The sequence below is a fragment of the Streptomyces sp. NPDC048270 genome (assembly GCF_040652335.1).
In the GTDB taxonomy this organism is placed as follows: Bacteria; Actinomycetota; Actinomycetes; order Streptomycetales; family Streptomycetaceae; genus Streptomyces.
Genome location: NZ_JBEZLV010000001.1, coordinates 219,903 through 233,623, shown reverse-complemented (window position 1 = coordinate 233,623; position 13,721 = coordinate 219,903). Strand labels below are relative to the sequence as shown.

The 13,721-nt window shown below is 71.9% G+C and carries 12 protein-coding genes; 11 read left to right on the top strand and 1 reads right to left on the bottom strand.

From position 1 onward, the window contains the following. The first annotated feature begins 4 nt into the window (after positions 1-4). From AB0D66_RS00985 to AB0D66_RS00945, 9 genes are all read left to right on the top strand, one after another. Complete coding sequence (locus tag AB0D66_RS00985) at positions 5-781, top strand: arylamine N-acetyltransferase (protein WP_362294633.1); 777 nt, start codon at positions 5-7, stop codon at positions 779-781. A gap of 86 nt (positions 782-867) precedes the next feature. Further along, positions 868-2,211: an NAD(P)/FAD-dependent oxidoreductase gene (locus tag AB0D66_RS00980; protein ID WP_362294630.1), complete on the top strand. Its 1,344-nt coding sequence runs from the start codon at positions 868-870 to the stop codon at positions 2,209-2,211. A gap of 6 nt (positions 2,212-2,217) precedes the next feature. Then, positions 2,218-3,285 (top strand): 3-dehydroquinate synthase family protein, encoded by a 1,068-nt coding sequence (locus AB0D66_RS00975; protein ID WP_362294627.1) that lies wholly within the window; start codon positions 2,218-2,220, stop codon positions 3,283-3,285. A 1-nt stretch (position 3,286) separates the two neighbouring features. After that, positions 3,287-4,540: a 3-deoxy-7-phosphoheptulonate synthase gene (locus tag AB0D66_RS00970; RefSeq protein ID WP_362294624.1), complete on the top strand. Its 1,254-nt coding sequence runs from the start codon at positions 3,287-3,289 to the stop codon at positions 4,538-4,540. Next, complete coding sequence (locus tag AB0D66_RS00965) at positions 4,537-5,349, top strand: shikimate dehydrogenase (protein ID WP_362294622.1); 813 nt, start codon at positions 4,537-4,539, stop codon at positions 5,347-5,349. Before AB0D66_RS00970 ends, AB0D66_RS00965 begins: the two co-directional genes overlap by 4 nt. Before the next feature lie 228 nt (positions 5,350-5,577). Continuing rightward, positions 5,578-6,738, top strand: coding sequence for a DegT/DnrJ/EryC1/StrS family aminotransferase (locus tag AB0D66_RS00960; protein ID WP_362294619.1), 1,161 nt, complete (start codon positions 5,578-5,580; stop codon positions 6,736-6,738). Continuing rightward, complete coding sequence (locus AB0D66_RS00955) at positions 6,735-7,817, top strand: Gfo/Idh/MocA family oxidoreductase (protein WP_362294616.1); 1,083 nt, start codon at positions 6,735-6,737, stop codon at positions 7,815-7,817. The genes AB0D66_RS00960 and AB0D66_RS00955 overlap by 4 nt, the downstream gene beginning before the upstream one ends. 67 nt (positions 7,818-7,884) lie before the next feature. Beyond that, complete coding sequence (locus tag AB0D66_RS00950; protein ID WP_362294613.1) at positions 7,885-8,577, top strand: HAD-IA family hydrolase; 693 nt, start codon at positions 7,885-7,887, stop codon at positions 8,575-8,577. Between the two features lie 15 nt (positions 8,578-8,592). Then, on the top strand, positions 8,593-9,492 hold the full coding sequence (locus AB0D66_RS00945) for an ROK family protein (protein ID WP_362294610.1): 900 nt from the start codon (positions 8,593-8,595) through the stop codon (positions 9,490-9,492). A gap of 4 nt (positions 9,493-9,496) precedes the next feature. On the opposite strand, the gene AB0D66_RS00940 is transcribed toward AB0D66_RS00945, so the two are convergent. After that, positions 9,497-11,146, bottom strand: a complete 1,650-nt coding sequence (locus AB0D66_RS00940) for a bifunctional 3-(3-hydroxy-phenyl)propionate/3-hydroxycinnamic acid hydroxylase (RefSeq protein WP_362294608.1) — start codon at positions 11,144-11,146, stop codon at positions 9,497-9,499. A 422-nt stretch (positions 11,147-11,568) separates the two neighbouring features. On the opposite strand from AB0D66_RS00940, the gene AB0D66_RS00935 reads away from it, so the two are divergent. Further along, entirely contained in the window at positions 11,569-12,294 is a 726-nt protein-coding gene (locus AB0D66_RS00935) for a class I SAM-dependent methyltransferase (protein ID WP_362294606.1), read from the top strand. Between the two features lie 126 nt (positions 12,295-12,420). Further along, the gene (locus tag AB0D66_RS00930) at positions 12,421-13,665 is read left to right on the top strand and encodes a cytochrome P450 (RefSeq protein WP_362294603.1); all 1,245 of its coding nucleotides are present in this window, start codon (positions 12,421-12,423) and stop codon (positions 13,663-13,665) included. Positions 13,666-13,721 lie beyond the last annotated feature (56 nt).

Here is a 13,721-nt window from a genome sequence, read left to right as displayed (position 1 = left end):
CGACATGTTCGACGTAGACAGGTACCTGCAGCGCATCGGCTGTGACGGAGAGACCGGTGTGGACATCGGGACGCTGCGCAAGCTGCACAAGAGCCACCTCATGGCGCTGCCGTACAACAGCTTCGCCTACGACCTCGGCGACGGGGTCGACATCGTCGACCTCGACGAGGACGCGCTGTTCGAGAAGACCGTCATCAACGGGCAGGGCGGGGCGTGTTACCACCTGAACCGGATGTTCTTCAGGCTCCTGCGCGAGCTGGGCTACGACGCCACGCTGATCGCGGGCAGCACCGCCACCGGCTGGGACACCTTCGGGCTCGGCGTGGAGCACATGTTCAACCTGGTCTCCCTGGACGGTGACCAGTGGCTCGTGGACGTCGGCTACCCGGGCCCCTCGTACATCGAGCCGCTGCTGGTCACCGACGCGGTGCAGTCCCAGTACGGAAGCCAGTTCCGGCTGGTCGACCACGGATCGGAGATCGCCCTGCAGCGTCGCGGGGCGGTCACCCGGTGGAGCGTCGTCTACACCTTCACGACGAAGGCCCGGGAATGGGACGACTGGAAGGAACTCGAGGACCGCTTCCGGGGGATCCTCTCGGATCCGGCGCGGCACGACGACAAGGAAGTGCTGTGCGGCCGCACGTTCGAGAACGGCCAGGTCGTGATGAAGCAGCGCCGCTACCTGACGGTCCGTGACGGGCGCGAGCAAGTGCGCACGATCATGGACGACGACGAGCACCGGGCGCTGATCAACGGCATCGTGTCCGGCCCGCTCAGCTGATTTTTTCGCACTCCCACCCCCCACGCGTAACACCGCTCATACCGAATGCAATTCGAACGAGTTGGCACACGAAAGGGAGACCCAAAATGGAAAGAGAGACGGCTGACGTAATCGTGATAGGCGGCGGACCGGCCGGCGCGGTGAGCGCCCTGGTCCTCGCGCGGCAGGGGCACGACGTGCTGCTGCTGGAGAAGGACGAGTTCCCCCGGTTCCACATCGGCGAGTCCCTGCTGCCCTACATGATGGGCCTGTTCGACCAGATCGGCCTGCGCGAAGCGGTGGAGGCGCAGGGCTACGTCCCCAAGTTCGGCGGCGAGTTCATCGACCCGACCGAGACGAAGTTCTTTGAAGGCGTCTTCCGCGCCGACTTCACCAAGCAGGGCGAAGGCCGGCACCCCAGCGCCTTCCAGGTCGAGCGCGCCCGGTTCGACAAGATGCTCACCGAGCAGGCCGAGGCGGCCGGGGCGGAGGTCCTCTTCGGGGCCGACGTGACCGAGCTGCTCATGGACGGCGACCGCATGGCCGGCGTCCGCTACGAGCGCGAGGGCCGGAGCCGCGAGGTGCGGTCGGCCTACGTGGTCGACGCGAGCGGCCGCGCCGGCCGCATCGCCCACCGCTTCGGGCTGCGCAAGACCCTCGAGAAGCTCCGCATGGTGGCGGTGTACCGGCACTACGAGGGCCTCGACGAGAGCCACAACCTCGGTGTCGAGGGCGACATCCAGGTCGGCGCCCACGACGACGGCTGGGTCTGGGCGATCCCGCTGTCCAAGGACGCCATCAGCGTGGGCACGGTCATGCCGCGCCAGGTGCTGCGCGCGACGAAGCCCGAGAAGGCGTTCGAGGAGCACGTGGCGAGGATCCCGAGGATCACCGCGCGGCTGACCGGAACCCGCCCCACCACCGACCTCAGGGTCGAGACCGACTACTGCTACCACTCGGACACGGTCACCGGTTCCGGCTGGCTGATGGTCGGGGACGCCGGCTGTTTCGGCGACCCGATGTTCTCCGGCGGCGTGCTCGTGGCGACGGCCACCGCCGTCCGTGCGGCCGAGACGATCGGGGCGGCGCTGGCCGACCCCGCGGCGGAGCGCCGCCTGTTCGACACCTATTCCAACTACTTCAAGACGGGCTACGACACGTACATCCGCCTCATCCACGCCTACTACGAGGGCGAGCTGGTGTCGGTTGCCGCCGACGCCGCCCGCACGACGCGGCGCGAGGCCCTGGAGAAGTACGTGATCCGGCTCATCGGCGGCGACTTCTGGAGTGAGCACAACCCCATGGCACAGGAAATGCGGCGGCGGACCGAGTGGGACACCTTCGCCCCGTTCAAGCGGGTGTACGGCTGCCCGGCCTATCCCCAGCTGGACGAGTTCGACCGTAAGGAGCGGGCCGCGGCGCGCGTCCACAGGGCGACGGCGGGTCGGTAGAACGTGATGGCAACCATTCCTCTGCGCCTCGCAGACCACGCGTACGACGTCCTCATCGGCCCGGGGGTGCGCACGTCGCTCGCCGAGACCATCCAACGGCTGGGCGCCAGGCGGGCCGTCGTGGTGTCGGCCCGCCCGGAGGAATGGGTGCCCGACACCGGGGTGGAAACCCTGCTCGTGCCGGCCCGGGACGGCGAGCAGGACAAGACCCTGGCCACCGTCGAGGCGCTGTGCGGGGAGTTCGTGCGCTTCGGGCTCACCCGCTCCGACGTGGTCGTCTCCTGCGGCGGCGGCACCACCACCGACGTGGTCGGCCTGGCGGCGGCGCTCTACCACCGCGGCGTCCCCGTGATCCACCTCCCGACGACGCTGCTCGCCCAGGTGGACGCCAGCGTCGGCGGGAAGACGGCGGTGAACCTGCCGGCCGGCAAGAACCTGGTCGGTGCGTACTGGCAGCCCAGCGCGGTGCTGTGCGATACGGACTACCTCTCGACCCTGCCGCGCCGGGAGATGCTGAACGGCCTCGGCGAGATCGCCCGCTGCCACTTCATCGGCGCGCCGGACCTGCGCGGGCTGCCGCTGGAAGAGCAGATCACCGCCAGCGTGACCCTCAAGGCCGGCATCGTGGAGCGGGACGAGCGCGACACCGGCCTGCGGCACGTGCTCAACTACGGCCACACGCTGGGCCACGCGCTGGAGAAGGCCACCGACTTCGCGCTGCGCCACGGCGAGGGGGTGGCCATCGGGACGGTCTTCGCGGGCCGGCTCGCCGGAGCCCTCGGGCGGATCGACACGGCGCGGGTGCAGGAACACCTCGACGTCGTACGGCACTACGGCCTGCCCACCGCCCTGCCGGCCGAGGCCGAGACCGGGGTCCTCATGGACCTGATGCGGCACGACAAGAAGGCGATGACCGGACTCGGCTTCGTTCTGGACGGCCCCAAGGGCGCGGAACTGGTCAGCGACGTGCCCCACGAGGTCGTCGCGCGGGTCCTGGACCGGATGCCCCGGGCACGGACGGCCGACCTCGTCGGCCACGCCGTGCCCGGAGCCTCCACGACCGATGTGGTTTGACATGAAGCTTGTAACCCAGTGGCCGGCCGATCTCGAGGGATCGGCGGGCGCCGCCCCGGTGGTGGACCACCTGCTGTTCGACAGGCTGGAGGCGGCGCTGGCCCGGCCGGCCGCGCAGCAACCCGTCTGGCGGGACCCCGGGCGGGCCAGGGACGCGGTGGAACTGCTGAGCCGCTCCCGCCCGATCGTGGCCCCGGCCGAGACGGCCCGCCTGAGCACGCAGCTCGCCGCGGTCGCCCGCGGCGAGGCGTTCCTGCTCCAGGGCGGTGACTGCGCCGAGACCTTCGCCGGGAACACCGGAGCCCACGTGCGGGCCAATCTGCGCACGCTCGTGGACATGGCCGCCGTCCTCGCCGACGGCACCGGACTGCCCGTCGTCAAGATCGCCCGGATGGCCGGCCAGTACGCCAAACCCCGCTCCCAGCCCGTCGACGCACGGGGACTGCCCGTCTACCGCGGCGACCTGGTCAACTCGGTCGAGGCCACGCTCACGGCCCGCACGGCCGACCCCCACCGGATGCTGCGGGCCCACGCCGACGCCACCCGCACGATGGCCCTGGTCCGGTCGTTCCACGACGTCCACGTCAGCCACGAGGCGCTCCTGCTCGACTACGAGAAGTCCTTGCTGCGGGTGGACACCACCGGCCCGGTGCCCCGGCTGTCCAGCGGGCTGGGGCACTTCCTGTGGATCGGCGAGCGCACCCGCCAGCTCGACGGCGCGCACATCGCGTTCGCGGAACTCCTGTCCAACCCGATCGGCCTCAAGATCGGTCCGGGCACGACCCCGGAGGCGGCCGTCGCCTACGTACGACGCCTCGACCCGCACCGGGAACCCGGCCGGCTGACGCTGATCAGCCGCATGGGGCACGCACAGGTCCGGGACGTGCTGGCGCCGATCGTGGAGCAGGTCACCGCCACCGGCCACCAGGTGGTCTGGCAGTGCGATCCGATGCACGGCAACACCCGTACCTCGGCGAACGGTTACAAGACGCGGGACCTCGCGCACATCGCCGACGAGATCGCCGGGTTCTTCGAGGTCCACCGGCGGCTGGGCACCCACCCCGGCGGCATCCACCTCGAGGTGACGGGGGACGACGTCACCGAGTGCGTCGGCGGGGGAGTGGCCGAAGCAGACCTGCCGGCCCGCTACCAGACGGCCTGCGACCCCCGCCTCAACGCGGAGCAGTCGAGGCAGCTCGCCTCCACCGTCGCCGGACTGGCGGCGGCCGGCCCCGTCGGGGCAGCGCTGCGATGACCGGACTGCCCCCCGCCCTCCCCATCACCGGCACCACCCGCCTGTACGCCGTGCTGGGGCACCCCATCGCCCAGGTCCAGGCACCCACGCTGATGAACCCGATCTTCGCGAGCCTGCGGATCGACGCGGTGGTCGTCCCCGTGCACGCCCGGCCGGAGAACCTCGAGCACGTCGTGCGCGGGCTGCAGCGGATGGACAACCTCGACGGCATGTTCATCACGGTGCCCCACAAGGTCGCCGTCCCCCGGCTGGCCGACCGGCGCGGCCCGACCGTGGACATCGTCGGCAGCGCCAACGTGCTGCGCCGGGAGGCCGACGGCAGCTGGCTCGCCGAGAACTTCGACGGGTCCGGCTTCGTCGCGGGCCTCGTCGGCGCCGGCCACGACCCCGGCGGCCGGCGCGCGGCGCTCGTCGGCGCGGGCGGCGCCGGCAGTGCCATCGCCGCGGCGCTCCTGACGGCCGGTGTCGACCGGCTGGGGGTGTACGACTGGGACCCCGCGAAACTCGGGGCGCTGGTCGCCCGCCTCGAAGCGCGCTGGCCGGGCCGGGTGGCCGCCCTGGACGGACCGCGGCTGAGCGGAGTCGACCTCGCCGTGAACGCCACCCCGCTCGGCATGCACGCGGGAGACCCGCTGCCGTTCCCGCTGGACTCCCTGCCACCGGACTGCGTGGTGGCCGACATCGTCATGAAACCCCGTGAGACGAGGCTCCTTCGCCAGGCGTCCGCACGGGGACACCGGATCCACCACGGCATTCACATGCTCGAGGGGCAACTGAATTCCTATCGAGTTTTCTTCGATCTGCACTGAATTCTCCGCGAGACCACCGAATCTGGGGATGCGGAGCCGCAGGAGAAAGCTCTACATTGGACCGGTAATTCAGCTCTTTCTGACTGCACATGACGCTGCACGGGGCGGAGTGTGCGCCTCTTCCGCGAACTCGACGGACAAGTGCTCGTGCGCGCGCGTCTTTCCCTGTGGCACGCTGCCCCGCCCGCTTCGCACTCGCGTCGAGTCAGATCCATTACTTGGAGAAACATGAACGTGCGACAGGCGCCGGAATTCCCCCAGTGGCCCCAGTATGACGAGAGCGAGCGGGAGGGACTCGTCCGCGCCCTCGAGCAGGGCCAGTGGTGGCGGATGGGCGGGTCCGAAGTCGATTCCTTCGAGCAGGAGTTCGCCGAGCACCACGGCGCGGCCCACGCCCTCGCGGTCACGAACGGGACCCACGCACTGGAACTCGCCCTCCAGGTCATGGGCGTCGGCCCCGGCTCCGAGGTCATCGTCCCGGCCTTCACCTTCATCTCGTCCTCCCAGGCGGCCCAGCGGCTCGGCGCCGTCGCCGTCCCGGTGGACGTCGACCCGGACACCTACTCCATCGACGCGGCCGCGGCGGCCGCCGCCGTGACCTCCCGGACCCGGGCGATCATGCCGGTGCACATGGCGGGCTTCCTCGCCGACATGGACGCGCTGGCCGAACTCTCCGACCGCACGGGCGTCCCGCTGCTCCAGGACGCCGCGCACGCCCACGGCGCCCGCTGGCAGGGCAAGCGCGTCGGCGAGCTCGGCTCGGTCGCCGCATTCAGCTTCCAGAACGGCAAGCTGATGACCGCCGGAGAGGGCGGCGCCGTCCTGTTCCCGGACTCGGAGATGTACGAGAACGCCTTCCTGCGGCACAGCTGCGGACGGCCCCGTACCGACCGCCGCTACCGCCACGCGATCGCCGGCTCCAACCTGCGCCTGAACGAGTTCTCGGCCGCGGTCCTGCGCTCCCAGCTGCGCCGCCTCGACGAGCAGATCGCGACGCGCCACGAGCGCTGGGGCGTGCTCTCCAAGCTGCTCGAGGCGATCGACGGCGTGGTCCCGCAGCGCGGCGACGAGCGCACCGACGTCCCCTCGCACTACATGGCGATGTTCCGGGTGCCCGGCCTGGGCGAGGACGAGCGCAACGCGCTGGTCGACCGGCTCGTGGAGGCCGGCCTGCCGGCGTTCGCGGGATTCCGCGCCATCTACCGCACCGACGCCTTCTGGGAGATCGGCGCGCCCGACGCGACCCCGGACGAGCTCGCGGAGCGCTGCCCCCACTCGGAGGCCATCAGCCAGGACTGCATCTGGCTGCACCACCGCACGCTGCTCGCCACCGAGGAAGACATGCACCGCACCGCCGAGATCATCGCTCACGCGGTGAGCACCGCATGAGCGTGCGGGTGGCCATCGTCGGACTCGGCTGGGCCGGGCGGGAGCTGTGGCTCCCCCTGCTCCGCGAGCACGCGGACTTCGACGTGGTGGCCGTCACCGACACCGAACCGGCGGCACGCGCGGCCTTCGACAGCGCACTGGGCATTCCCGTCCACGCGACGGTGGACGCGCTCGACCCCCGGTCCGTCGACCTCGCCGTCGTCGCCGTACCCAACTTCCTGCACGCCCAGGTGGCAGCGGCCCTGCTCGGCAAGGGCATCTCCGTCTTCCTGGAGAAGCCGGTGTGCCTGACCTCCGACGAGGCCGACCTGCTGGCCGCCGCCGAACGCAGCGGCGGCGCCATGCTGCTGGCCGGCAGCGCCGCCCCGTACCGCAGCGACGTGGGCGCCCTGGCCCGCCTGGTGCCGGAGCTGGGCCACATCCGGCACGTCGACCTGTCCTGGGTCCGGGCGCGCGGCATCCCCAAGGCCGGCGGCTGGTTCACCCAGCGCAGCAAGGCCGGCGGCGGCGTGCTGTTCGACCTCGGATGGCACCTGCTCGACACGCTCGCCTCCCTGCTCGGCCCGTCCGCCTTCGCCCAGGTCGTCGGCGTCACGGCGAGCGACTTCGTGAACACGGGCTCCTGGAGCGCCGCCTGGCGCCAGGACGAGCCCGCGGCCGGTGCCGGCGGCGACGTCGAGGACACCGCCCGGGGCTTCTTCGTCCGCGAGGACGGCGTCTCGGTCGCCCTGCACGCCAGCTGGGCCTCGCACGAGGCGCTGGACGTGTCCACGATCCAGGTCGTGGGCAGCGCCGGCACCGCCGAGCTGCGGTGCACCTTCGGGTTCAGCCCCAACCGCCGCCCCCAGTCCCTGCTGACGCTGACCCGGGAGGGCACCACCACGTCCGTCCCGGTCCCGGACGAGCCGATCGGCAACGAGTACCGGCGGCAGCTGGACGGCCTCGCGGGGATCCTGGGCGACCCGGACAACCGGGGCAAGTCGATCGGCGAGGCCCGTACCACGGTCCGCGTCATCGAGGACTTCTACGCGTCGGCCCGCTCCGTGCGCGCCCGGCACGCCGTGCCCGCCTACCAGTGAACGGCGCGGAAGGGCCGGTCGACCACCGGCTCCAAGAGAACGAGCAGACGTACGGAATGGGCATCACATGACAGTGACAACGGTACGGATACCCCCGGCGCAGACCCTGCCGTCGGCCAGGCGCGCCGTGATCTTCGACCTCGACGGGGTCATCGTCGACAGCTTCGCGGTGATGGAGGAGGCCTTCGCCATCGCCTACAAGGAGACCGTCGGCGAGGGCCCGGCGCCCTTCGAGGAGTACCGGCGCCACCAGGGCCGCTACTTCCCGGACATCATGCGGATCATGGGCCTCCCGCTGGAGATGGAGGAGCCCTTCGTCCGCGAGAGCTACCGGCTCGCACCCCAGGTGCCGGTCTTCGAGGGCATCGCCGAGCTGCTGCTGACCCTGCGGGTGCGCGGGTACAAGCTCGCGGTGGCCACCGGCAAGAGCGGCCCCCGGGCCCGCTCGCTGCTCGACGAGCTGGGCCTGCTGCCCTTCTTCGACCACGTGATCGGCTCGGACGAGGTCGCCCACCCCAAGCCCGCCCCGGACATCGTGGAGCACGCCCTGCGCCTGCTGGGGATGCCGGCCGAGGCCGCGATCATGGTCGGCGACGCGCCGACCGACCTGGCCAGCGCCAAGGGAGCCGGTGTGGCATCCGCCGCCGCCCTGTGGGCCGATGTGGACGACGAGGAGGAACTGCTGGCCGCCGGGCCGGGCGCCGTCCTGCTCCGCCCGGCCGACCTGCTGGCACTGTGCCCGTCCGTGCCGCGCGGCTGAGGGCCGTCCACGAGCATGGAGAAGGCACATCACCTCGGTGTCGACATCGGGGGCACCAAGGTCGCCTTCCGGGTGGAGGCCGACGGGCGGTGCGTGGACGAGTCCTCGTTCCCGTGGGGCCCCCGGCACAGCGCCGCCCGGGACCTGGCACGGCTCACCGCCCACGTGGCCGCGCTGCGGGCCCGTCTCGGCGCACCGCTGCGGGCGGTGGGCGTGGCGATGCCCGGCACGGTCGGACGGGACGGGCGGATCACCGCCTGGCCCAGCCGGCCGGAGTGGGACGGGCTCGACCTGGACGGGGCGCTGCGGGCGCTGTTCCCCGAAGCGGCCGTGGCCTGGGCCGACGACGGTGACCTCGGCGCGCTCGCCGAGGCCCGGGCGTCGGGCTGCGAGGACCTGCTCTACATCGGAGTGGGCACCGGCATCGGCGGCGGCCTCGTGCTGCGGGGCGAACTCTGCCCCGGCCTCGGCCGCGGCTCGTTCGAGATCGGACACGTGATCGTCGACATGGGCGGTGCGCGGTGCGTCTGCGGCCGCCGGGGATGCCTCCAGGCGATCGCCTCCGGGCCGGCCACCCTGCGCCGCGCCGGGGAGCTGCGCGGCGCGCCCGCCGCCTTCGAGGACCTGCGGCGGGCGCTGCACGACGAGGAGCGGTGGGCCGTGGCCGCGCTCGAGGAGACGAGCCGGGCCCTGGCCGCCGCGGTGTCCGGCGTCCAGGAACTGGTCCATCCCGAGCGCGTCCTGATCGGCGGCGGCTTCGCGGCCGGCGTCCCCGGGCTCGTCGGGATGGTGTCCGGCCACCTGGCCGGGCTGGCCCGCCCGGGCCGGCCCCCGCTGCCGGTGGAACCGGCAGCGCTGGGCGGCCTGTCGTCCTTGCGCGGGGCGGTGTCGCTCGCCCGGCTCGTCGCGGCCTGAGCCGTCAGCCGGCCGGGTGCGCGGCCGCACCGGCCGGCACCGCGGCACGCAGCCGGTCCCGCAGGTCGTCCACCAGGGCCGCGGCGCCGCTCGCGCCGCTCGCGGCACCGAAGACGTGGTAGTCGGGCCGGACGAGCAGTGAAGTCGCCCCGTACCGCGCCAGATACGGCCGGTAGACATCGTCCGTGTCCACCACGCCGACGACGCCGCCCGCCTCCTCGGGGGCCTGGCCGGGCGGCAGCAGCCGCACCACGTGCGTGCCCAGCCCGGCCAGGAAGGAAAGCCGTTCCCCGTCGAGCACGGTGTGCGGATCGTCGGTGGTCAGCAGGACGAAACCACGTCCGACGACCTCGTCGAACAGCCCGCTGCCGCCCGGCCCGCTCACCCGCCCCTGCGGTACGACGGCACCCGCGGGCGCGCCGGCCGCCCCGGCCCCGGGCGCCCGCTGCAGCAGCCCGTCCGCCAGCGGCTTCGCCGGTTCCGGCCGGCCCGCCGGACGCCCGCGCCGGTTGGCCAGCACCGTGGCATCGCGCTCGGCGGCGGCCGCCGGGTCGGTCACGCAGATCATCCGGCCCAGCTGGACCGAGGACAGGATCGCCTCCTTGGCCTGCGCGCGGCGCTCCTGCGTGTAGGTGTCCAGCAGGGACTCGTCCGCGAGGCCGCGCAGCGCCAGGTCCAGCTTCCACGCCAGGTTGACGACGTCCCGGATGCCGGAGCACATGCCCTGCCCGGCGAAGGGCGGCATGAGGTGGGCCGCGTCACCCGCGAGCAGGACATGGCCCACCCGCCACTGGTCGGCCCAACGGGCCTGGAATATGTACGTGGTGCTGCGCAGCAGGGTGGCCGTGTCGGGGGTGACGCCGAACGGGGCCATCAGCCGCCAGGCCGTCTCGTCCCGGTTGAGGTCGGCGGCGCTCTCGCCCGGCAGGCGCATGAACTCCCAGCGCCGGCGCCCCGGTCCGCTGGCCACCACCGTGGTGGGCCTGGCCGGATCGCAGATCTGCACGTTGGACGGGGTGAACTCGCGCGGCTGGCGCAGTTCGACGTCGCAGAGCAGCCACTCGTACGAGAACCCGAGGTCAGTGACCGGGACGTCGAGGTGGTCGCGGACGAAGCTGTTCGCGCCGTCGCATCCCACGACCCACCGTGCGGACAGGACGCGCGTCGCACCGTCGTCGGTGGACGCCGTCACCTCCACCCGCTCCTCGCCGTCGGCGATCGCCACGACCTCGTGCCCGCGCAGCACGGTGATGCCGTCAAGTCCCTTGACCCGCGCCGCGATCAGCTCCTCCAGCGCGGGCTGGTGCATCGTGTTGGCGTCGGGCCAGCCGTAGGGGCCGGACGTGGTGAACCCGATGTCCAGCAGCACCGCGCCGGCCGCGGTCTGCCACTGGTAGCCGTTGGCGGGCTCCGTGACCCGGCCGAGCTCCGGGCCGATCCCGGTGCCGGCGAGCAGCCGGGCCGTCTCCCCGTCGAAGCTGGTCGCCCGCGGGAGCCGGTACGGCCGGGGGCGGCGCTCGAGCACCGTCACCCGCCAGCCGCGCTGCGCGATCAGCACCGAGAGCGCGGCCCCGATCGGTCCGTTGCCCACGATGACGACGTCCGTGTCCGTCGGATTCGCGTGCGTGTCGTGCGTCGTTCGGATGGTTGGCATCGTGCCCCTCGTCGCATGCCGTGGGCAGATCAGTGAGCACTTCGAAAAACGGCGTCAAGGAGACTTCACAGGTCCGCGCTGTTTGAAGGCTGAATTCCGCCACGCTGGAAAATTGCCAGAATAGTATTCCGGCGTTTCAGGGCGTGTCAAGGAACCGGAAATACTATCAGGTCGAGGGATGTCCAGCCGGCCGTCCGTGCTCTAGGGGGCCCGCCGGATTCGATTACGGCCTATCAGGTCGGGGGATGGCCCGCCCGTTGTGCCCGTCCTACCGTGTGGAAGGACAATGCAAGGCGCGCGGGCCACCGCTGCCGGGCTCTGGGCATTCCCGCGGCCGACATCATGTCTGCGCGGCCGGATGCCATAAATCAATCTCGTTGAACAATTCGCTGGAGGCTCGTGTGACCGGAAATCAGGTTTCCGTGGAAAATCTCGACCTGGACGCCTTTTACGAGAGCTACAAGGGTGAAACCCGCGTCGGCCCGCCGGCGCCGTGGGACATCGGCGGCCCGCAGCCGGTCCTGATCGCGCTCGAGGAGTCGGGCGAGATCAAGGGCGATGTCCTCGACATCGGCTGCGGTCTCGGCGGCAACTCCATCTTCCTCGCCTCGCGCGGTCACAAGGTCACCGGCATCGACGCCGCGAAGACCGCCGTCCAGGAGGCCTCGAAGCGCGCCAAGGCCCAGGGGGTCGAGGTCGACTTCACCGTCGCCGACGCCACCAGCCTCGCGGGCTTCGAGGGCCGGTTCGACACCGTCGTGGACAGCGCCCTCTACCACTGCCTCAACGAGCAGGGCCAGCGCGACTACATCGCCGCGCTGCACCGTGCCACCAAGCCGGGCGCGAAGCTGCACCTGTGGGTCTTCGCCGCCGAGGCGCACGCCCCGTTCCCCACCGTGCAGCGGGTCACCGAGGAGAACCTCCGCCGCAACGTCGGCGAGAAGTTCGAGATCACCTCGCTTCACCTGGCCGAGTACGACACCACCCTCACCCACGAGGGGATCCGGGAGATGCTGGGCGTCAAGCCCGCCGAGGGCGCCCCCGACGCGCCCGTCGCCTTCGACCCGGCCTTCAAGTGGCCCGAGGAGGAGCTGCAGGGCGAGATCAAGGCCCCCGTCTGGCAGCTCACGGCCGTCCGCGCCGGCTAGCGGCAGCCGCTGCCGGCCCATCAGCCCGTCTGGTGCGGACTTCCGCGCGGCCGGCTGCTCCTACGGCAGCCGGCCGCGCGGCCGTGCCCGGCGCGGCTCTCGTCCTCGACACGAAGGGGTAGACCCATGACCGCCACCGCCGAGAGTCCGGCCGCCCCGGTCGACCTGTTCTCGCCGGACCTGATCGCCGATCCGTTCGCCGGGTACGCGCGGATGCGCGAGCAGGCGCCGGTCCTGACCGGCTCGTTCATGGGCGGACCGCCGATGTGGCTGGCCACCCGCTACGAGGACGTGCGCCGGGTCCTCACCGACCCGCTGTTCCTCAACAACCCGGCCTCCGTACCGGGCGCGGGCAGCCGGTTCACGGTCATGAAGGACGTCTCCTCCGACGTCGTCGAGTACCTCTCCGGCAAGCTCATAGAGATCGACGGCGACGACCACCTCCGGCTGCGCAGGCTGGTCTCCAAGGCCTTCACCGCGCGACGGGTGGCCATGCTGCGCCCGCGGATCGAGGAGATCACCGGGACGCTGCTCGACCGGATGGCCGAGGCGGGACGCGACGGCACGCCCGTCGACCTCGTGGGGTCCTTCTGCTTCGAGCTGCCGGCGACCGTGATCTGCGAGCTGGTCGGGATCGACGCGGCCGACCGCGCGGACTGGTACGCGTGGGGGCGCGCCCTGATGGCGCCCATGGAGCACGCCGAGATCCTCCCGACCGTCTTCCGCGACTGCGCCGACTACCTGTTCGGCGTGATCGCCGCCCGTCGCGCCGAGCCGCGCGACGACCTGGTCACCGCGCTCGTCGAGGTCCAGGAGGACGACGGCGACCGCCTCACCGACCGGGAGATGGTCAAGCTCGTCTTCACCCTGGTGATCGCCGGGCACGAGACGACGATGAACCTGATCGGCAACTCGGTGCTGGCCCTCCTCGAACACCCGGACCAGCTCGCCCTGTTGCGCGAGGACCCGTCCCGGTGGCCGCAGGCGGTGCTGGAGCTGATGCGCCTGGGCCCCACCCAGTTCGGCAACCCCCGGTACCCGGCCGAGGACGTGGAGCTGGGCGGCGTCAGGATCCCCGCGGGCGCGCCCGTGCTGCCGCTGATCCTGTCCGCGAACACCGACCCGCGCCGGTTCGGCTGCCCCGAACGGCTGGACATCGGCCGGGAGACCGGGACCGGCCACCTCGGGTTCGGGCAGGGAGCCCACTACTGCCTCGGTGCGCCGCTGGCGCTCCAGGAGGCGGAGGTGGCGCTGCACGCGCTGTTCACCCGCTTCCCGGACCTCTGCCTCGCCGTGCCGCGCGAGGAGATCCCCTGGGTGCTGCGGACCGGTTTCACCGCGGTCGCCGAACTCCCGCTGCGCCTCGGCTGAGCACGGCCCGTCCGGCCGGCCCAGGGCGCGGCCCGGTCCCGCATCCACCCGCATTC